Source organism: Snuella sedimenti, assembly GCF_016428595.1.
Taxonomy (GTDB): Bacteria; Bacteroidota; Bacteroidia; order Flavobacteriales; family Flavobacteriaceae; genus Snuella; species Snuella sedimenti.
The window spans coordinates 32,875-54,081 of sequence record NZ_JAELVQ010000017.1; the positions used below are offsets into that span (position 1 = coordinate 32,875).

13 protein-coding genes are annotated in these 21,207 nt (G+C 36.3%); 9 read left to right on the top strand and 4 right to left on the bottom strand.

The window, feature by feature from the left end:
* Window positions 1-106 precede the first annotated feature (106 nt).
* From JF259_RS12585 to phnA, 4 genes are all read right to left on the bottom strand, one after another.
* A complete protein-coding gene (locus JF259_RS12585) occupies window positions 107-676 on the bottom strand; it encodes a helix-turn-helix domain-containing protein (RefSeq protein ID WP_199115689.1) in 570 nt (189 codons plus the stop codon).
* 15 nt (window positions 677-691) lie between these two features.
* Window positions 692-1,804, bottom strand: coding sequence for a 2-aminoethylphosphonate aminotransferase (locus tag JF259_RS12590; protein WP_199115690.1), 1,113 nt, complete (start codon window positions 1,802-1,804; stop codon window positions 692-694).
* A gap of 202 nt (window positions 1,805-2,006) precedes the next feature.
* Window positions 2,007-3,488: an aldehyde dehydrogenase family protein gene (locus tag JF259_RS12595; protein ID WP_199115691.1), complete on the bottom strand. Its 1,482-nt coding sequence runs from the start codon at window positions 3,486-3,488 to the stop codon at window positions 2,007-2,009.
* Window positions 3,489-3,614: 126 nt separating this feature from the next.
* Window positions 3,615-4,826 (bottom strand): phosphonoacetate hydrolase, encoded by a 1,212-nt coding sequence (gene phnA / locus JF259_RS12600; protein ID WP_199115692.1) that lies wholly within the window; start codon window positions 4,824-4,826, stop codon window positions 3,615-3,617.
* 289 nt (window positions 4,827-5,115) lie between these two features.
* Between phnA and JF259_RS12605 the strand changes: the two genes are divergently transcribed.
* The 9 genes from JF259_RS12605 (at window position 5,116) to JF259_RS12645 (ending at window position 21,201) form a co-directional block, all read left to right on the top strand.
* Window positions 5,116-6,336: an NAD(P)/FAD-dependent oxidoreductase gene (locus JF259_RS12605; RefSeq protein ID WP_199115693.1), complete on the top strand. Its 1,221-nt coding sequence runs from the start codon at window positions 5,116-5,118 to the stop codon at window positions 6,334-6,336.
* 70 nt (window positions 6,337-6,406) lie between these two features.
* Window positions 6,407-6,991, top strand: a complete 585-nt coding sequence (locus tag JF259_RS12610) for an RNA polymerase sigma-70 factor (protein WP_233164257.1) — start codon at window positions 6,407-6,409, stop codon at window positions 6,989-6,991.
* A 70-nt stretch (window positions 6,992-7,061) separates the two neighbouring features.
* Window positions 7,062-8,279, top strand: coding sequence for a FecR family protein (locus tag JF259_RS12615; RefSeq protein ID WP_199115694.1), 1,218 nt, complete (start codon window positions 7,062-7,064; stop codon window positions 8,277-8,279).
* A gap of 111 nt (window positions 8,280-8,390) precedes the next feature.
* Window positions 8,391-11,876: a SusC/RagA family TonB-linked outer membrane protein gene (locus tag JF259_RS12620; protein WP_199115695.1), complete on the top strand. Its 3,486-nt coding sequence runs from the start codon at window positions 8,391-8,393 to the stop codon at window positions 11,874-11,876.
* Between the two features lie 10 nt (window positions 11,877-11,886).
* The gene (locus JF259_RS12625) at window positions 11,887-13,398 is read left to right on the top strand and encodes a SusD/RagB family nutrient-binding outer membrane lipoprotein (RefSeq protein WP_199115696.1); all 1,512 of its coding nucleotides are present in this window, start codon (window positions 11,887-11,889) and stop codon (window positions 13,396-13,398) included.
* 10 nt (window positions 13,399-13,408) lie between these two features.
* Window positions 13,409-14,566 (top strand): hypothetical protein, encoded by a 1,158-nt coding sequence (locus JF259_RS12630; protein WP_199115697.1) that lies wholly within the window; start codon window positions 13,409-13,411, stop codon window positions 14,564-14,566.
* 96 nt (window positions 14,567-14,662) lie between these two features.
* Window positions 14,663-16,321 carry an alkaline phosphatase family protein gene (locus tag JF259_RS12635; RefSeq protein WP_199115698.1) on the top strand — a complete coding sequence of 553 codons (1,659 nt, stop codon included), beginning with the start codon at window positions 14,663-14,665 and terminating at the stop codon, window positions 16,319-16,321.
* Window positions 16,322-16,356: 35 nt separating this feature from the next.
* Window positions 16,357-17,043 (top strand): MORN repeat-containing protein, encoded by a 687-nt coding sequence (locus JF259_RS12640; RefSeq protein ID WP_199115699.1) that lies wholly within the window; start codon window positions 16,357-16,359, stop codon window positions 17,041-17,043.
* A gap of 105 nt (window positions 17,044-17,148) precedes the next feature.
* The gene (locus JF259_RS12645) at window positions 17,149-21,201 is read left to right on the top strand and encodes a T9SS type B sorting domain-containing protein (RefSeq protein WP_199115700.1); all 4,053 of its coding nucleotides are present in this window, start codon (window positions 17,149-17,151) and stop codon (window positions 21,199-21,201) included.
* The last annotated feature ends 6 nt before the right edge of the window (window positions 21,202-21,207 follow it).

The following is a 21,207-nucleotide window of genomic DNA, read 5'->3' on the forward strand; positions in this document are numbered from 1 at the left end:
GTGAAGAACTATTAACTTTTAACAATTAACAAAAGCCACCCGTGCCGTTCGGGCGGATAATTTTTTGTGTATTAGGACCTATGGATTTTCAAGCATAGTGGTTCAGTTAATAGGGATACTTTTGAATCATGTACATTTTGAGCATGGAAGCGGTTTCGTTGTAAATGTTTTGGACGGCATGAGGTATGGAGCCATCAAAAAACAAGGTGTCACCAGCTTCCAGCACAATGACTTCATCGTTAATGATATAATTTAGTTTTCCTTGAATGACATAAATAATTTCTTTAGCATCGGTCGAAATGGGTTCTCTGTACACATCCTTTTTTACATTAACAATATAAGTCCTTAAATTACTTTCCGATATATTGTCTGAAAACAAGAAGGTATATTCCAGTCCAACAGAATCTTCGCGATCCTCAATTGTTCCTTCTCCTTTCCTAATTAAAATATAGGGTGCGGTATTGTTAGAAGTTAGATTTAATTCTGATAAATCAATTTCTAATGACTGCATTATTTTAAGTAAAACGGGAAGTGAAGGCGTGGTTCTGAAATTTTCAATTTTTGAAATTAAGCCAATGCTAACATCACTCATTTCAGCAACTTGCTTTAAACTTAAGTTTTTGTTTACTCTTATTCTTTTTAATTGTTTTCCGAGGTTTACTAATATATCTTCCAAAATTTAAGGTTTTAATTATTGTATAAATTTTATCTCTACAAGATAAGATTTTAATACTTTTAAAAAAGCCTCAATGTCCTTATAATCTATTTGTCCGATATTGGAAATTCTAAAGGTATCGTAGTTGTTTACTTTTCCAGGGTATATCGTAAAACCCCTTTCAAAAAAGTAGTCGTGCATAGCGTTAAAATCATAAGCATCTGTATTGGGTTCTATAATGGATGTAATAATTTTAGAATGGTATTTTTTGTCTATCAGGTATTCTAGGCCAAGTGATTCTAAACCAGAAATTAATGTTTCCCAAGACTTACTATAGCGAGCATAACGTCCTTCTATGGTTTCTTCCTGTGTTTCAATAATAGCTTGTTTTAGCGCATAAAATGTTTGAACAGGAGGTGTAAATCGTGTTTGGTGTGTTTTTTCGAAATAGGCGTATTGTGCGTACAGGTTAAGGTATAGATTTCGCATAGGAATGGAAGCGGTTGATTCTAGCACCTTTTTGTTACAAATTGCAAAACCAATACCAGCCATACCCTGTATGTTTTTATTGGAGCTTGCAGCCAGATAATCAATGTGCATGGTTTCCATATCTACAGGAATAGCGGCAAAGCCACTCATGGAATCTACTATAAAGCTAATGTTATGTTGTTTACAAATTTCACCAACAGCCGTAATATCATTTAGTAAACCAGTGGTAGTTTCATGGTGAATCATGGCCAAATGGGTGAGGCCATTGGTGTTTTTAATTAAAGACTCAAGGGCATTTAGGTCTATAGGCTCTATGGACGACGATTCGAAAGCAACGGTTTCAATTTTGTAAACCTCTGTTATTTGTCGCATACGTTTACCGTAAGCACCATTATCTATAATTAAGATTTTGCCATTCTCGGGGATTACAGAGCTTAAGATAGCTTCTACTGTTGCTGTTCCAGAACCTCCAAAAAGTACAGTGGCATAATCTGCTGTATTGCCTACAAATTTTGTGATTTCTGTCGAACAGAATTCCATGAGATCTCCAAATTCTTGTTCGCGTGGACAGATGTCTGATACTGCTTGTGCCCATTTAACAGTATCTGTTGTTGTTGCTGGACCAGGGTTCAATAGTATATTTCGTGTAATTGGTTTCATAGGTTTGTTTTTGATATTAAAGCTCTCAAGTAGCATCCGTATATTCATATATTTGATGAGATGAGCATTTACGGATGTTTTATTAGGAGTGCGTTATTTTAATAATTTAATGGTTTTAACTAATTGCGAAAAGTGCTTAATTCAATTGCTATATCGGTCACAGGTATTTAGTAATTACTTGTGACCGATAGTATATGGATGACTAGGCAATATCCCATGGGAGTGAATATGTTTTTATGTAAGTATAGCCTTTCATGGCTTCTATAACGCCTTCTTTGTAACCTAATCCAGAATCTTTAACACCTCCAAATGGTGTCCATTCCAACCTGTAACTAGGTGCTTCGTTAACATTTACTGTGCCAGTATCCAGTTCGGTTATAACCCGTTGTATGGAAGGCCAATGATTGCTTACTACACCTCCAGATAATCCATACGGTGTGTCGTTGGCTATTTCGATGGCTTCATCTAAGGTTGAAAAGCGGATAATAGGCGCTACCGGTCCAAAGGTTTCTTTAGCAACTACTTCATGGTCATTTTTAATGTGGTCTAATACTGTTGGAGCAAACAAAGCACCTTCCCGTTTATTTCCAGCTAGGCAAACCGCTCCATTTTTTATGGCATCTTGCACACGTCGTTCCATTTCAATAGCAGCTTCTTCGGTAATAACCGTTCCCATGTCGTTGGTTTCGTCATATGGGTTGCCATATTTAATGGTTTTTACGCGTTCGGCTAGTTTGGCAGCATAAGCATCGGCAATGCTTTCGTGTACCAATATTCTTCGAATAGCAGTACAGCGTTGGGCGGAGTTTTTAAAGGTTCCTGCCATGGTAACTTCAACAGCTTCGTCAATATCGGCATCATCCAAAACAAGTAAGGCAGAACTGCCACCAAGTTCAAGGACAAGCTTTTTATAACCAGCTTTCGAAGCTATTATTTTTCCAATTTTGCTGCCTCCAGTAAACGAAACCATAGTAATATCTGGGTGTACCGTCATCATTTCTGAAGTTGCTTGAATATCTTTCCCGTTAATACAGTTGAGCATGTTTGCAGGTAAGCCACAATCTAAAGCCAATTGCGCAAAGTAATAGGCAGAAAGCGGTGTTCTTTCAGATGGTTTTAAAACTACGGTGTTATTGGTAGCAATCGCAGGGGCAATTTTATGTACCACTTGATTCATTGGGTGGTTAAAAGGCGTGATAGCACTTATCAAACCTAAAGGTACGCGCGTCGTGTAGATGCGTCGTGGTTTTCCATTTTTGGAAACATCACAAGGAAATACTTGGGAGTCATCGTCTAGGGTTTTCATGGCAGAAAAGCGTAAAACATCAGAAACACGGCTAGCTTCGTAACGCGTGTCTTTTAAACATAATCCCGTTTCATCTGTTATCATTTGACTCACTTCATCAACACGTTTTTCAAGGGCATCAGCAATTTTATTTAAAATTTCATAACGTTCATAACGTGTTAAATTTATTTTAGTGTTTTTAGTGTCCTTTAAAACTTGATCCAAGGTATCAGTGTTTATAGAAGCCACCCTGCCTACTAGTTTTTTAGTATAAGGATTGTGCACCTCTATCCATTCTCCAGTACTAACTTGTTTACCATTTATAATAGCACCAAACTCAATGATTCCATCGCTATTTTTATGACCTTCTTTTTCTAAAATTCCAACTTGTTCATTCATCTGTTTATTTTTTATTGTTCTTTATTGGTCAGATGTAATTCGCCATGAAGCATTTTGGATTGGGATCCAGAATTGTTATGGCTCATTTCATAATTTTGCATTTAATAGTTTTTGTTTTACTCCAGTTTAAAATCCGTTAGAAAGGAAATGGAATAGATCAAAGTTTCTACACGTTCCAGATGCTAATTTTTCGGCGTAGGTATCGTTTAATTTTTTGTTGAAAATCATAGGCACTACCTGGCAGTGTTCACTACCGTGGGAACGTAAACCTTCTTTTACTTTGTCAAGATCGTGCCATTCCGGTGTTCTTCCTATGGTTGTAGCGGCATCAGATAACACGACTAAGTCTCCAATTCTATCTGAAGGTAATTCGAAAGCTTCGACAGCTTCTACATTGGTTAAAACTTTTTCAATGCCATCTAAGCTTAATAAGTAAGTCTTGGCGGCTTCTAATTGTGATTTGTCATCAAGATATAGTGTTCCATAACCTCCCAAAGCACCATGATGTACAACGTAAGGATCGGTAATAGGTAGGATAACACGGGTTTTAATACCTTGTTCGTTTAATAATTTTTCTATGAACTGTACTTTAGGGGAACCATCGGCATTGGTTTTTGCTTCCATACCGTGGTCGGCAGTTACACCAACAATAGCACCTAATTTATCAAGCTCTCCCAGCCAATGATCAATTTTTGCTAAAAAGTCGTTAGCACCTTCGCTTCCCGGGGCATATTTATGTTGAACAAAATCGGTAGTCGTTAAGTACATAACATCATAGTGATCGCGTTGTAAAAGTTTAGCGCCTGCCTCTATACAATAAACGGATATGTAAGGATCGTATATACCAGGTCTTTCTTTACCCATTAAATCACTTTCAACATTTTCAATGCCGTTTTCTTCTAAAGTCGCTTGATCTGCAAATTCAGCGGAAAAACAAATGCCATCTAAATTATGGGCTAGCATTTTTCTTAATTTGTCTTTTGCGGTAACGACAGCAACTTTACGACCGTTATGGCTTAGCTCTGATAAGATAGTTGGAACTTTTAAGTATTTCGGATCGTTCATCATGACTTCTTCCTGTAATTCCGTATCCCAATAAAAATTGCCACAAATGCCGTTTACTTTTGGAGGTACACCAGTAGTGATAGCCATGTTGTTAGGGTTTGTAAACGAAGGGATAACACTTTTCACCAATCCCATCGAGCCTTCTTTAATAAAACGCTGTAAGTTTGGCATAACATCTTTTGCCTTTTCGTAATAGGGGTATGACGTACCGTCCATACATATGCCTATAATCGTCTTCTTTTGTTTTGGATACTCTCTGTTGTTAATTTTCATTGTGTATTTTGTAATAGTTATCTTTAAAATTTTAACAAATGTAAAATAATTTTACAATTAATATAATATTTGAGAATAAAAATTGACATATATTATAATTTTTTAACATTAATATCTTTATATTTGTGAAGAACAGTAAATGATGTAAAGAGAGTAATTCAATGTTACCGAAAGTTTACTATTAGGTTAAACGTTTTACCATTATGAAAAAACATTGTAGTTTAAGTTAAATTTGAATTTGTTTTAAATCATAGTAAAAAGGTTAGGGTTAAATCAAAATATTTTATTGATGGGAAAAAAAGTTGTTGTAATAGGTGGTGGTACCATTGGGGCTGGAGTAGCATATTATGTTAGTAAAATGGGGAATGCTGAAGTAACATTGGTAGATCGCGATTACATTGGCAGTGGCAATACGGCAGCAGCAGCATCGTTAGTAACTTTAGCCAGAACAAAAAAACCAATTATTCCTTTGGTTATGGAAACCATGTTGGCTATAGGGGAGATGGAAGCTTTGTTGGGAGAACCTTCTGGTGTTATGAAGGTGGGGAGTATTCATGTGGTAGCATCCGATACTTCTGAAAAAAGTGTTAGGAATCTTATGGAAATAGCTAAAGAGTTTGGATTGGAACATGAATGGATTACTGCTGAAGATATTAAGAAACGGTTGCCTTGGATCGACATTTCTGAAGTTAGAGGTGGCGCTTTTATGAAAGATGATTGTTATATGGAATCGACCGTTTTAGCTAATAACTTTGCTAAAGCCGCTAAATTATGTGGCGCGACTATTAAGCAGTATACGAATGTAGAAGAAATTTTATGTAAACAAGGAAGCGTAACAGGGGTGAAGACAAATAAGGGGGTGATTGATTGCGATGTTGTAGTCGATGCAGCAGGAGCTTGGAGTAATATGCTGTCTATGCAAGTGAATGAGGCTATTCCCATGGCACCGGTAAGAAGTATTTATTGGATCACTGGACGACGACCAGGCCTGTTTAATCCCAATCAGCCCATGGCTATTTTTCCAGATGCTTCTGCGTATTGTAGGCCAGAAGGTGAAGCCTTGCTTTTTGGGATACGAGATAAAACGGGTTTGCATGTGGATCCGAAAGCTTTACCTAACAGCATGCACGGATATAATATGATAAGTGAAGATGAATCTTGGGACATACTAATGAATGAAGGTGAAAAATTTCAGGAATTTTTTCCAGAGTTTCAGGATATGGAAATAGCCCACTGTATTTCTGGGATTTCTACCTATACACCAGATGCGTCACTAACACTGGGGAAAGCAAAAAATGTGGAAGGACTCTATGTTGCTACAGGTTGTTCGGGAGCGGGTGTGGCTACTTCGGGAGGTTACGGGCGTATTATAGCGGAATTAATTTACAATATACCATTGTTTACGAATATTGATTCGTTTAGTATGGAACGTTTTGGTAACTTCGATCCGTTTGATGCTATTTTTAGACAGCAATGTGCAAATGCGCGTTCTAATAAAAAAGAAGGTTGAATAGTTTAAATATAATTACTTAAAACCGTATTTTTTTAAATATTTAAATTAGTTACTTGAGGGGTTAAATATGATGGAGAGAGTCTTATCTGCTAGAGAATCCGTGTTTCTCCGTTTTAAACGGGGAGATGAGGTAGCTTTTAAATTTTATTTCGATAAGTACTACAATAATATTGTTGGTTTTTGTGTGCAGTTTTTGCACGATGAAGATAAGGCTAAAAGTGTTGCCCAAGAGGCTTTCATTAAATTGTGGCTTAATAGGGAAAAGGTGAGTAAAAAGACTGGTATACCTGCATTCCTTTACACCGCTGCTAAGTCAAAATGCTTAAATCAGATTAGACATAACAAAGTGGTTTCTAAGTATAAGGACTTTAAATTGCAGGAAAAAGAACAGCAGTTGAACCAAGAGGTCTTGCAAGCGTTGAATTTTGATTCCATGAATCTTACCGAATTAAAAGAGACTATAGATAAGGCGATCCAGGATTTGCCAGAGCGCTGTAGAGAGGTTTTTATAAAACGCCGAATCGAAAATAAAAAGAATAGGGAAATAGCTGAAGAATTGGGAGTCTCCGTTAAGGCGGTAGAAGCTAATATGACACGAGCTATCAAGGAGCTTAATATAAAGTTGGCGCATTACTTATCGGTGTTTTTGTAATTGTTTTTAATAATTCATAAAAAAATAAACTTTTAATATAGGGTATATAGAGTTTGAAGTGTACAAACTAATGACGCGAAAAACTCGTTTAATGGATAACCTAATATTTAAGTACCTTTCAAATACCGCTTCCGAAGAGGAAGTAACCATTTTGTTTCAATGGGTAGAGGCTTCATCAGAAAACAAAAAATTGTTCATTCAATTAAAAAAGGCCTGGGTTCTTACGGCTTCTAGTAAAAGTGAAACCGACTGGATAAAGATTAAGAACAAATTACAATTCCCAGAACCTATAACACAGTTAAAAGGGCAAAAGCATTCTAATAAATCGGGAAAGAATAATATGCTAAGTATTGTTAAACCTTGGTTTAGGTATGCGGTAGCTGCAAGTATTGTATTGTTAATTTCTGTGTTTCTGTTTATAAATAAAGAAGGAGATTCATCAACTGAACTACAAGAGGTTTCTGTAACCAATAGTATAATACAAATAGGAACGGATAAGGCAACGCTAACTCTTGAGGATGGCTCAAATATTGTTTTGGAAGAAGGACAATCTTATTCAAACGCTAATGTAAAAAGTAACGGAGAAAAAATTATTTATGAGAAAATAGACAATATAAATGATGTTTCTAAAATAGTTTACAATTATCTAACAATACCTAGGGGAGGGCAGTTTTTTGTTGTATTGGAAGATGGGACAAAGGTTTGGTTAAATTCGGAGTCGCAATTAAAATATCCTAAGTTTTTTGTTAAAGGTGAAACCAGAAGGGTTGAATTGGTATATGGAGAAGCCTATTTTGATGTGTCTCCAAGTACCGATCATGAAGGCTCTCTATTTAAGGTGCTCACAGGAGAGCAAGAAATAGAGGTTTTAGGAACGGAGTTTAATGTTAAGGCGTATCAGGATGAAGCTTATGTCTACACAACATTGGTAGAAGGAAAAGTGGTTTTGGATAATAAAATTCAAAAAAAGACTTTAGAGCCTAGCCAACAATCAGCTTTGAATAAAGAAACTAAAGCTGTTGAAATATCAAAAGTTAATGTAGCAACTGAAATATCGTGGCGCGACGGTTTTTTTAGCTTTAAAAATAAATCATTAAAAGAAATTGCTAAGGTATTGTCAAGATGGTACGATGTAGAGATATTATTTGTTGAAAAGAGTATGGAGAACGTGCTTTTTAAAGGTGTGTTAAGTAAAAATCAAGATTTAGAAGAAATACTAACAATAATTAAAAACACAAAATTTATAAATGCCTATGAAATAAAAAACAACGCAATAATTATTAAATAAAAAAGCAAAAAGAGAGTGCAAAGAATTAGCTCGCCAAAGTAAACGCTTTACCCCTCTTTTTTAGAATTACTAATTAATTAAAAATTTAACCAATTAATAACATGCAAATTTATGAAAATTAAATCAACCTATCTTCTTTTTCTATTTAAGAAGAAGTTACTAATTATTATGGTGCGATCTTTTATATTCTTATTCTGCACATCACTATTAAGCTTTACACCTAGCAATATCTTATCCCAAAACACGAAGATCATTGTTAATAAGGATAAAGTATTAACAGTGGACGAAGTTTTTGATCTTATTATGGATCAAACGGATTATACTTTTATCTATCAAATAGATATGTTTAAGGACTTTCCTAAAGTAATCTTAAAAAAAGGTGTTATAGGAACCAATCAACTTTTAAAAAAGAGTCTTGTAAGTGAGGTGTTTAATTTTGAATTCGCCAATAGTAATACAATTGTTTTAAAAGAAAAAGCTCTGGCTTTAGCTCGCGAGGATGAGCAACAAGGTCAGCAGGAAATGACAATTACCGGAACAGTTACCGATGTAGTCGATGTTCCCTTACCCGGTGTTAATATTATTAAGGAAGGTACATCAATTGGAACACAAACAGATTTTGATGGAAATTATACCATTAAGGCCAATAAAGGAGATGTTTTGGAATTCTCTTATATTGGGATGAAAACATTAAGAATAACTGTTGGCGATGATGATGTAATTAATGCTATACTTAAAGAAGATGCTGCACAATTAGAAGAAGTAGTTGTAACGGCATTAGGAATTAGAAAAGAAAAACGTAAAGTAGGTTTTGCTACGCAGGAAGTTAAAGGAGCAGCTTTAACAAAAGCACAACCTCCTAGTTTTGTTGAAGGTCTAACTGGAAAAATAGCAGGGGTTATTGTTACAAACAATGGTTCCGATTTCTTTTCAGACCCTCAAATTTATTTAAGGGGTGAAACGCCGTTAATTGTTGTCGACGGTGTGCCGCAGCCAAATAGTGATTTTTGGAACCTGTCTTCAGACGATATTGAGAGTATAACAGTTTTAAAGGGTGCTGCTGCATCGGCACTTTATGGATCTTTAGGAAAAAACGGTGCTTTACAGGTAACAATGAAAACGGGTAAAGGAAAACAAGGTACAGTAATTACCTATAACACTTCCAATACTTTCCAAACAGGGTTTTTAAGGATTCCACGGGCACAAACCGAATACGGACCTGGAAATAATGGTATATACCGTTATGGTGGTGGTATTGCCGGAGGTGATGGTTTAACCTTGGGAGGCGGTCAAAACGATGTTGACCACTCTATTTGGGGACCTAAATTTGATGGACGATTAATAGAGCAATTCGACTCACCTATAGATCCCGAAACAGGATACAGGATAGCTACACCTTGGATATCTAGAGGAGAGGATAACCTAAAGAATTTTATGGATGTCGGTATTGTATCCACACATAATGTTACCGTACAAAGTAATTTTGATCGAGGGTACTTCGCTATTTCTGACACATACAGGTATTCAAAAGCGTCAACTCCAGGACAACGGTTGGATATTAATACCATACGTTTAGCAGGTCATTTAGATATATCCGATAAAGCCTCGGTAGATGGGTCTTTACAGTTTAACCATCAAAATTCCGATAACAGAATTCGAGGGAGTTATGGGCCAACGTCTCCTATTTATAATTTAACTATTTGGGGTGGAGCGCATTATGATGTTAGGAATTTTAGACAGGTTTGGCAAGAAGGTAAAGAGGGTATTTCGCAAAATTTTGTGGAAAAATGGCGTTTTAACAACCCTTATGCTTTGGCACATGCTTGGAAACGGCCTTGGATAAAAAACGATATTCTTACCTATTTAAAATTTAATTATAAGTTTTCAGATAACTTAAACATCCATGTGAGGTCAACCTTAAATTCTTATGACCTAACTAATAATGAGGAAATATCGAAGGATATTTATAATTACGACATTCCAGACCGAGGTGGACGCTTTAGACACAACCATACTAGATATTTTGAGAACAATACCGATTTCTTACTGTCCTATAACCAAAAATTCTTTAATGATGATTTTGGTATAGATGCAACTTTAGGAGCAAACCAGAGATACTTAAAACAAGTTGGAGAAAGTGCAAGTACAACTCAGTTGATTGTTCCTGAGATATTCACGCTTCAAAATTCAGTAGATCAGGTAACACCTAGTAGTAATACATCGTATAAAGGTGTGTATAGTGGTTATGCTTCTTTTGATTTGTCTTATAAGAATTTACTTTTTGTAGGAGCAACTGCGAGGGTAGACAAGAGTTCAACATTAATAAAAGGTAACGATAGTTTCTTTTATCCTTCGATATATATGAGTGCTGTGCTGAGTGATGCATTTAAACTCCCCGAGTTTATAAGCTTTTTAAAAGTAAGAACAGCCTTTGCCAGTGTTGGTGACGATTTCGGGATTTTTGAGGCAACCAATGAGTTTAGTACTGGACGATGGAGAAACACGCCTACGGCGTCCTACCCTAGTAGATTGGAAAATCCCGATCTAAAACCCGAATTCAACAGTTCGGTAGAATATGGTGCAGAATTAAAATTCTTTAAAGGTAGGCTTGGAATAGACTTCTCGTACTATGAGAATACCTTTGGCCCACAGATATTCACCCAAGACTTTTCAGATGCATCCGGGTATTCAGGAATTTTACAAAATGGTAGAAAGACAGAGACAAGAGGTTTTGATGCTACTATTAATATTGTTCCTATAAGAACTGACGATTTCGAATGGTCTATGCTATTTAATGTTGATAAATATACACGTTACTTAATTTCTTTACCTGCACTTGAAGATGGATCAGTACCAGAGAGAGAAGGTCGAACTTGGGTTGGCGGTGAGTTAAATCATTACTGGTGGAACACATGGGATCGTATGGACGATGGGCAATTGATTATTGGTCCTAACGGACTACCTGTTAGCACCCCTGCAGTAGACCTTGGTAATACTCAACCCGATTTTACAGCGAGTGTTAGTAATACTTTACGTTATAAAAATTGGTCGTTAAATGTATTGGTTGACGGACGCTTTGGAGGGGTAACTTTCGACCGTTATGGTCATGATTTATGGCGTTCTGGTTCGCACCCAGAGTCCATACATCCAGAAAGGGACTTGACCAACATTGCCTTTGCAACTGGTGGTGATGCTCGAACCATGTTAATTCCTGGAATGCAGGTAGTTTCTGGTGATGTTACTTGGGATCCAGATGGTAACGTAATTGAAGACACGAGAGAGTTTGTACCCAATGAAACAAAAGTAAATTATCAGCAATGGGCACAGGGCTATATGGGCGATTGGAGAAGTAATATCATTGAAAAAACATTTGCTAAACTAAGAGAGGCAAGTATCACCTATTCATTTCCAAGAAAAATGTTGGAAAATACGTTTATTAAATCAGCATCCATATCGGTTATTGGTAGGAACTTGTTCTATTGGACGAAAGATGATACCTATGGGGACTTAGATACTTATACTTTAAGTACTGGTGATACCAATTTACAACAACCGTCGCAAAGGTCGGTAGGGTTTAACGTAAACTTACAATTCTAAAAAAATGGATATGAAAACTATAAAATATATAAAGATTTTACTGCTAATATTCGTATTTAGTGGTTTGCACAGTTGTTTGGACTATGAGGAATTAAGGGAAAACCCTAATCAACCTACCTCTGTTCCCCCATCGCTATTATTTGCAGGTTTAACTCCGGATGTTTCGACTTCGTTTACAGACGCTTATATCCGTATGCAATATCATATTTGGGTGTCTACAGATAGTGAATATAATATCAACTTCCGCAGTGGATTTGGAGGAAGTTTTGGAGGGTATTCCAGCTTAAGGGATATCGAAAAAATGAACGAGGCTGCCGATGCCAATAATGCTCCTATATACAGAATATTAGGTAAATTTTATGCGGCTAGGGCGTATATTGAAATGACGCGAAGAATGGGAGATATCCCTTTTTCACAAGCATTGTCGGGGTCACAAGTTCCCAGACCCGTTTACGATGCACAAAAGCAAGTATATATTGGTACTTTAGATATGTTGGACGATGCCAATAATGAACTTGGTGATTTTATTGCAGATAACCAAGGTTATACCATAGATGGTGATGTTTATTATGGAGGGCAGTTGGTTAAATGGCAAAAGCTTATAAATGCATATACCCTACGTATTTTAGTGTCACTGAGTAAACGAGCTAATGATTCAGAGCTGAATGTTAAAGGTCGTTTTGCCAACATAGTTAATAACCCAAGCCAATACCCGTTATTTGAAAGTATAGCAGATAATGCAGAGCTAACTTTTAGAAATGAAGATGGATTTAAGCAAACCTATAATCCAGATGTAGCAGTTTATAGACAATCAGTTAATTATGCATCTACTTATTTAGAAATGCTTAAGGAATACCAAGATCCAAGGTTGTTTTTAGTAGCAGACCCCACACAGTTTGCGCTAGATGAAGATCCTGGTAATGAAGCTGGAGTACGTGCTGATTTTGACTCCTATGTGGGAGCCGACCCTACTGTAAGTCCTGCCGATAATATTACACTGAGATTAGAAGGTAAATTTTCATTACCCAATGAAGACAAATATTGGAATTTTGTTGGGCAACCAGGTGTATGGTTAAGTTATTGGGAGCAAGAATTTTGTATTGCAGAAGCTGCGCATAGAGGTTGGATTTCAGCCAATGCTAAAGAGCATTACGATAATGCTGTTAAAGGTTCGATGCTATGGTATGGTGTAGACGAAGGAACGATTAATAGTTATTTGTCAGCTTCATCGTCGAGTTATATTTCTGGAGATGAGGGATTAACGAGGCTGTTGGAACAAAAATATTTAGCCTTTGCTGAAAACTCTGGAGATGAATCATTTTTTAATTTCAGAAGATCTGGGGTGCCAGATTTGCCATTTTCCAGTTTTAATGTAGGAGTAGATCCAGGCTATCCTAAGCGATGGTCTTACCCTGGATCTGAAAATTCGGATAACCCCGATAATTATCTTGCCGCTCTTAACCGTCAATTTGGTATAGAGTCGGATGATATAGATTTTGAAATCTGGGAAATTAAAGACTAAATTATTTAAAATGATGAAGCAATATATTAACATACATAGAAGATTATTTATTCCATTTTTCGTAATTATTGGTGCTATTGTACTATCTAATTGCGATGATAATGATGGACAAGGATGGGCCGATGAAAGGTACTTATCCAATTTTGAACACTATTTTGATAATCCGAACCCTAAAACGGGATTAGCATATACACAGGCAGAGATAGATGAATTAAAGTACGACCGTACCAAAGAAGAGCGCTTTAAAGGTGAACAGCCAGTTGTGTTAAATTTGGTTCTATCCAAACAGATTAACAGTGTAGAGGTTATGGATGGAACGAATGGCGAGATTCTTTTAACATTTAATTCTGCTGAAACTTCAGGAGATAAGTTTAAATTATCAATGACCACCTCTCTTGCCGAACTTGAGATTGGGCCAGGTTCATCAAAAGCCTTAAAGTTTAACATTGTATATGCCGATGGATCTATTGGTACAGCATTCTTTATAGTGGCGTCTGTATTGCCATTGCCGCCAGCAGCAGATATACTTGTTGGACAATGGGAATTTGATGATGCTTCAAATTTAGGCAAGGCAACAATTGGTACAGATTTAGTGCCAAAGGATAAAGATGGAGGATCGGGAAGTCACAGTGCGACTTCAGGAATGGCTTCAGGGGATGGAGCGGTGCTTACAGCAAGTGGAAGTTATTTTGAATTAGTACATAATTTATCTGCTACTTTAGGAGGTAATAAGGTGAATAATTATACACTTGTTTTTGATGTTAGCGTCCCTTCATCGTCTTATGGTTCTTATTCAAATTTATTTCATACAAGACTTAATATTGAAGGCGATGGTTCCACTTATATAAGCCCTTCTGGCGGATTATGGGGCAGAGGTATAGGAAGTAGTGGCGGAGGAGCAATTCAGGCTAATAGCTGGCATAGAATTGTTATAACTGTTGGAGATGGAGATTACAGGGCATATATTGATGGACAAAGAATTTTAGTTGGTAGTTCTGGGTTGGATGACCCTAACCATGCATTGGATTTGTCTAAAGTCTTGCTTTTTATAGATAACGGCAGCGAGGATGTCCCTATTAAGGTAACCGAGGTAATGTTGTTTAATAGAACTTTCGACAATAACTGGGTAACTGAAGATTTGCCTCCTGTAGGACAGCCGGTACCTTAGAATAACTTTTTTGAACTAGTTAGTTTTGAATCAATGACACCCATCTTTAAATGATTACTTATTAAAGGTGGGTGTTTTACCATAATATTTACAATCATGATTTTAAAAAAAGGAAACTACATTGTTTTAATTAGTTCATTTTGCCTTATGGTAGTTGGTTGCTCTGGATCGACCAATAGCGAAGAAGTCACCGATCCAAATCCAGAACCAGAAGCGATTAAAAATAAGGTGCTTATAATTGGTATTGATGGCTGTCGTCCAGATGCTTTAATGGTTGCTAATACACCAAACGTAGATGCACTAATTTCGAATGCTACTTATTCTTTAGATGCACGTTGTTTATTTACAACTAGTAGTGGCCCTGGATGGACTTCAATGTTAAGTGGCGTATGGCAGGACAAACATAACGTAACCAACAATTCCTATTCCAGTCCAAATTTTGCAGGGTATCCTCATTTTTTCAAACATGTCGAGCAGGATGATCCAGATAATAGAACGGTGTCAATAGTGCAGTGGAATCCCATAAACGATTATATGGCATCCTTACAAGCAGATGTGGTTATAAATGCAGATACAGATGATGATGTTAAAAATGCAGTAGCAAATGAGTTGACTAATAATGACCCAACAGTTTTGTTCGTTCAATTATCTAATGTGGATTTTGCGGGGCATAGTACAGGTTTTGCGCCAGATAACCCTAATTATATAAATGCTATTGAGGTTGTAGATACCCAAATAGGGTCTATAATTTCAGCTTTAAAGAAAAGAAAGACCTATAGTGAGGAGAATTGGTTAGTCTTGTTAAGTACAGACCATGGTGGATTAGGTACCTCTCATGGAGGGCCATCCGATGAAGAGCGTACTATTTTCGTCATTGCCAGTGGAGATGAAATTCCAAATAAAAAAATTGAGGCGACAACGGAGCAGATTGTTATACCACCTGCTAATAACTGCCTAAATAGTAATACCGAATTATGGTTTGAGAATGCATATGCTCAGGTGTCCCATAATTCCGATTTTAATTTTGGCTCAGATAAAGATTTTACATTAGAATGTAGAATACGTTCGGCGGTGGCTGGAGATGTACAAATTATTGGTAAAAAAAATTGGTCGAGTGGCTTAAACAAAGGTTTTGTATTCTCATTTTCACCAAGCAACAGCAATTTTAAGGTAAATGTTGGTGACGGAGCCAATAGAGTAGATGTCAATGCAGGTGAAATAACCGATAATGAATGGCACACAGTTAGTACTACTTTCGATAGAGATGGTTTACTTAAGGTGTATGTAGATGGAGAATTAAAGGGAAGTGCTTCTATGTCTTCTATTGGTGATATTGATAATAATTTGCCGTTTACTATAGGAGCCGATGGCAATTTAAATTGGAAATATAAAGGTTATGTAGCCGAAGTAAGGCTATTTGATGTTTTGCTTGATGCATCGGATATAGATGAATGGAAATGTAAAGTACTGGATAATACCCATCTAAAGTATACTAATGTTTTAGCACATTGGAAACTCACTGAAGGGGCGGGAACTGATATTTTAGATTCTGCTCCCAATGGGCATAATGGTACCTTAGTAAATGCCGTGTGGAAAGATGCTACGGTTAGTACTGTAGAAATTATGAAGAATTACGATAACACACCAAGAACAGTAGATGTAGCGGTTACGGCTTTAAATCATTTGTGTATAGACATTGATTCTAGTTGGAACTTAGAGGGAAATTCTATAATCGACACAAGTTGCCCCAATTAATTACTAAAAGAGGTGTAAAAATATATTAAGACCTAATGAAAACGCTTTTTTCAATAATTGTTTTGAACCTGTTATTTATTCAATTCAGTTTGTCGCAATCTACTTGTGTAGTAAAACTGGAAGCTATTAATCAAAGTTATACGGGAGAATGCAAAAAAGGTTTAGCAAACGGAAAAGGTGAAGCTTATGGAATTGAAGATTCTTATAAAGGAGGCTTTAAAAAGGGATTGCCACATGGTTACGGTACTTACAAATGGGGAAATGGGGATAGCTATACCGGAGAGTTTAGTAAAGGAAAAATGGATGGAAAAGGAAAATTAATCCTTAAGAATGAGTCCTCGGGAGAAGTTGCCATTCAAAGTGGGTATTTTGAAAAAGGAATTTATTTAGGAAAATACAAATATGCTTATGCTGTGATATCGAAAAGAGAAATTAAGAATATATTTGCTAGAGAGGATCCGAGTATTATTACAGCACCAGACATAAATGTTATTAGAATATCCTTTAAATATAACGGCAGGCAAATAATACCAAGTATTGTAAATATATCAGATTCTGGAAAAAGTTTGGTAGAAAGGGATGGTGCCTACATGATCATGAAGAACGTACAGTTTCCCAATAAACAAATTGAAGTTACATTTAGAACAGAAGAAGGTTTTAATGGAAGAGTTGTTTTAGATATTTATAAAAAAGCAAATTGGTCTGTTGAAATTACGATTTAAAATACAGCACTGGCAAGAATAAATTTTGAGTAAAGTCGAGGTAAAAATATTATAAGAATTATGTTTTTGAAAAGATACTTGGTGCTATTTGTGTTATGCTTTTGCTTGCAACATATAACGAGTGCACAAGTAGACCACCACTTTTTCTTTTTAAACAATGCATTAGTTAATTCAGATCCCGTAAATTATACCCCAGGAACAAAACACTTATCTGGAGTAGATTACAATGAAAGTGGTAATTCAGGATATCCGAGTGCTTCGGGTAATTTTTTTAGTACTAATGTTTCAATGTCCCCCTTTTGTTCTTCTGCAAGAAAAACGGTTTACAATTTTAGGCAAAAAACAGGTTTAAAGTACACAAGGTCAAGTTCAGATAATTTTGATGATTATACCATAACGGTTATTATAAAACTTAACACTGTAATTGCCAATACATATTATAGAATTTTGGATTTTTCCAATGGGCAATCTGACAACGGGATTTATGCCTATGGAAGTAACCTTAACTTTTACCCAACTGGCAATATAGCGTCCAATGTTTTTGGTAGTTCCCAATTTACGTTTTTAACGATCACACGGGAGGCTGCGACAAAAAAAATAAAAGTATATGTAAATGACAATTTGGTAACAACTTATAACGATGTTAACGATTACTATAAGTTTTACTCCAACCTTATAATTGCTAGGGATAATTTACCAGGGACTTCAGCTCCCAATGAAGATACTAATGGGCAGATAGCTTATATAAATGTAAAAAATAGTGTGTCTACCGACGCACAAGTTAAAAATGTTTACGACACTATATGCAGTTTAATACCGCCAAATATCAATGCCGTAAACGATACAGAACCAGATGCTAACTGGCAAGTTGGAGGTAGTGTTCTTAATATTTTTGATAATGATGAACGGGAAAACCTTGCTTTAAACCCAAACGATGTGTCCTTAACAGTTGTATCGTCAGATCCAACGGGCAATATCACTTTAAATCCTGATGGAACAGTAAATTTGAGTACCAATGCGCCAACTGGAGTTTATACCCTAACTTACAGAATTTGTGATAACGCATACCCTGCAATATGCGATACTGCGGTTGTAACCGTAAATGTTTTATCCTTACCAACGGTAACGTCTACAACGGATGATGTAATTTGTTTTCAAGGTTTTGGACAACTAAGTGCAACAGCGTCATCTGGTATAATGTCCTGGTATGATAGTCCCACAGGAGGAATAGCTTTGGGAACTGGTGCAATTTTTACACCTCCTTTGACGACTACTACAACAACTTATTATGTGGAAGTTGTGGATAATTGGCGTGTTTCTGCTGTAAGAGAACCAGTAACTTTAACCGTTCACCATACAACGTTACCAACAGCAATTTCACCCCAAACGTTCTGTGATGTTGAAAATGCTACCATATCTAGTTTGGGTGTTACAGGTTCGGCTATACAATGGTATGCTACAGATGGCAGTACCACACCGCTATTGGCGACAGAAATATTGGTAACAGGAACCTATTACGCTACCCAAACATTAAACAAGTGCGAGAGTCCTAAACTACCAGTGGATGTTGTTGTATATGAAACTGTTGAGCCAATTATAGTACCTTATATCTTAGAATCTTGTGATACTAATACAGATGGAGATGATACCAATGGAAAGACTAGTTTTAATTTAACTAATAGCGAAAGTACTTTAGTAAATGGTAAGAAGGTTTCAGATTATGATTTTTATTATTTTGAAGACGCTGCACATACTATCCCAATTACCATGCCTTCTAATTATCAAAACACGGTTAGGGATCAACAGGTTATCTACGTGAAGATAGTCAATACTTTAAATAATACTTGTTATACAAATGTCTCTTTCAATCTCCAGGTTCGTCCATTGCCTAAGGTAAATTCAGAAGTAGATTTAGTTCAATGCGATGATGATACCGATGGTCTTTCACCATTTAATTTAACTGAAGCCAATAAATTAATATCTACAGATCATATAAATGAAAACATTACATATTATAAAACTTTAGCTCAGGCTGAAAACGGATTATTAACGGATCAAATCACCAATATTACTACCTATTCAAATACCACCCCTTTAACCGATGTAGTTTATGCACGGGTAGAAAATATGGACGAATGTTATAGAACAGTTATAATAAACCTTATAGTGGGCGTATCACAAATACCAGTTTCATTTGCACCATTGGAATATTTTGAATGCGATACAAAAGATGTAGATAGCAACAATGCCAATGGTATAACAACATTCAATTTTAGTGATGCAAAAGCCCAAATTGAAGGCTTGTTTCCCGCAGGAGGTGTAACGGTCACTTTTTATAATAATGAGGTTGATGCATTATCAGAATTAAATGCCATACCAGATATAGCGAACCATAGAAACGAAGATTATCCTGGCCAACAAGATATATACGTACGCGTAGACAGTGATGCTGTAAATGCTTGTTTGGGCTTGGGACATTATATTACTCTAAGAGTAGACGAAATGCCAGCGGCACAGGTCATAACCGATTACGTCCTGTGTAGTGATACAAATACGGCTACATTCAATTTAACCACAAAAACCCCCGAAGTTATTAGTACGCAAACCAGGCCTGTATTAGTAAGCTATCACGAAAGTGAGCAGGATGCTATAAACAATGTGCCTATTGTTAATCCCTTAGGCTATACGGCAACTCCAAGAACCATTTACATAAGAGCTCAGTTTGATGATAACAATAATGGTATAACAGACGAACGAGAATGTGTTAGAACAGACATGTCGTTTAACCTTGTTGTTAGGCCGAGTCCAGTGTTAACATCACCAGATCCCATACATATTTGTAGTGAGCAGGTTGAAACAGAATACGATTTGACCATACGGGACAAACAAATAACCAATAACGACACAACAATGGCTCTTAGTTATTTTGAAACCCAACAAGATGTTATTGATGGTAATCCCATAGCCAACCCAACAACATATCTTAATACCCAGTTAGATAGGGATATTATTGTATTGGCCATAGGAGCAAATATGTGTACTAGTACCATTATACTGTCCTTAAAAACCATCTTATATCCTAATTTAAACTTAGCACCTATGCATATAGAAGAATGTGAGGTTGATAATGATGGTTTTGATAATTTCGATTTGCTTAGAAGTGAATCAGCTATTTTAAACGGTTTAAGTGCATCAGACTTTATCTTTACCTATTATGAGCAAGAGGCTGATGCTATAGCTGGTAATACAAACGCTATAAAAAACCCTGAGAATTTCATAAACACAGAAAAAGATACGCAAACAATTTACGTTCGTGTAAAGCCTAGTATTAATGAATGTTATAGAGTAGTTCCAGTGGTTTTAATAGTAAATCCTGTTCCAGAAATAGCTATTAAAGATGAGTATGTTATCTGTTTAAATGCAGATAATCAATCTATTTCTCCCCAATTAAACACATTCTTGCCAAATCCGCCTATCGATACGATGCTAAGTATTACAGAATATAGTTTTCAGTGGTACAGTGATGTCGAAGCGCTGCCGGGTAACGTCATATCAGGAGCAACAAGTGCAACGTACATGCCAACAGAGGCTGGATATTACACAGTTATAGCAACTGATAGAATTACTGGTTGTACTATACCTGCCACTACAGAAGTTGTAGGGGCCTATCCGCCAGAAAGTATTATTGTAGAACTAAGTTCGGAAGCTTTTTCAGAGAATAACATATTAGACATTACAGTAGTAGGGAATGGCGAATACGAATATAAATTGGATACTACCGATTGGCAGATGGAACCGAGATTTGAACGGGTACGAGGAGGGGAACGAATTATTTACGTTAGGGATGTTTATAATTGCAATACAATAACCACCCAGCAGGTTATTATTGATTACCCAAAATACTTTACCCCAAATGGAGATGGGATAAATGACACGTGGAACATACGAGGTATTGATGCGCAGTCTAATGCAATAGTTTGTATCTATGATCGCTATGGCAAATTATTGAAGCAATTCAGGACAAGAGACAAAGGTTGGAATGGCACATTTAAAGGCAATCTAATGCCTGCAAACGATTATTGGTTTACTGTTGAGTATAAAGAACCAAGAAGTAATACTTCTAAAATATTCAAAGCACATTTTACACTTAAGCGATAGCATAAA

Coding starts and splice junctions, on each gene's coding strand:
- JF259_RS12595 (WP_199115691.1), bottom strand. CDS start 3,488: ATGAATGAACAAGTTGGAATTTTAGAAAAAGAAGGTCATAAAAATAGC.
- JF259_RS12635 (WP_199115698.1), top strand. CDS start 14,663: ATGATTTTAAAAAAAGGAAACTACATTGTTTTAATTAGTTCATTTTGC.
- JF259_RS12620 (WP_199115695.1), top strand. CDS start 8,391: ATGAAAATTAAATCAACCTATCTTCTTTTTCTATTTAAGAAGAAGTTA.
- JF259_RS12605 (WP_199115693.1), top strand. CDS start 5,116: ATGGGAAAAAAAGTTGTTGTAATAGGTGGTGGTACCATTGGGGCTGGA.
- phnA (WP_199115692.1), bottom strand. CDS start 4,826: ATGAAAATTAACAACAGAGAGTATCCAAAACAAAAGAAGACGATTATA.
- JF259_RS12640 (WP_199115699.1), top strand. CDS start 16,357: ATGAAAACGCTTTTTTCAATAATTGTTTTGAACCTGTTATTTATTCAA.
- JF259_RS12590 (WP_199115690.1), bottom strand. CDS start 1,804: ATGAAACCAATTACACGAAATATACTATTGAACCCTGGTCCAGCAACA.
- JF259_RS12625 (WP_199115696.1), top strand. CDS start 11,887: ATGAAAACTATAAAATATATAAAGATTTTACTGCTAATATTCGTATTT.
- JF259_RS12615 (WP_199115694.1), top strand. CDS start 7,062: ATGACGCGAAAAACTCGTTTAATGGATAACCTAATATTTAAGTACCTT.
- JF259_RS12630 (WP_199115697.1), top strand. CDS start 13,409: ATGATGAAGCAATATATTAACATACATAGAAGATTATTTATTCCATTT.
- JF259_RS12610 (WP_233164257.1), top strand. CDS start 6,407: ATGATGGAGAGAGTCTTATCTGCTAGAGAATCCGTGTTTCTCCGTTTT.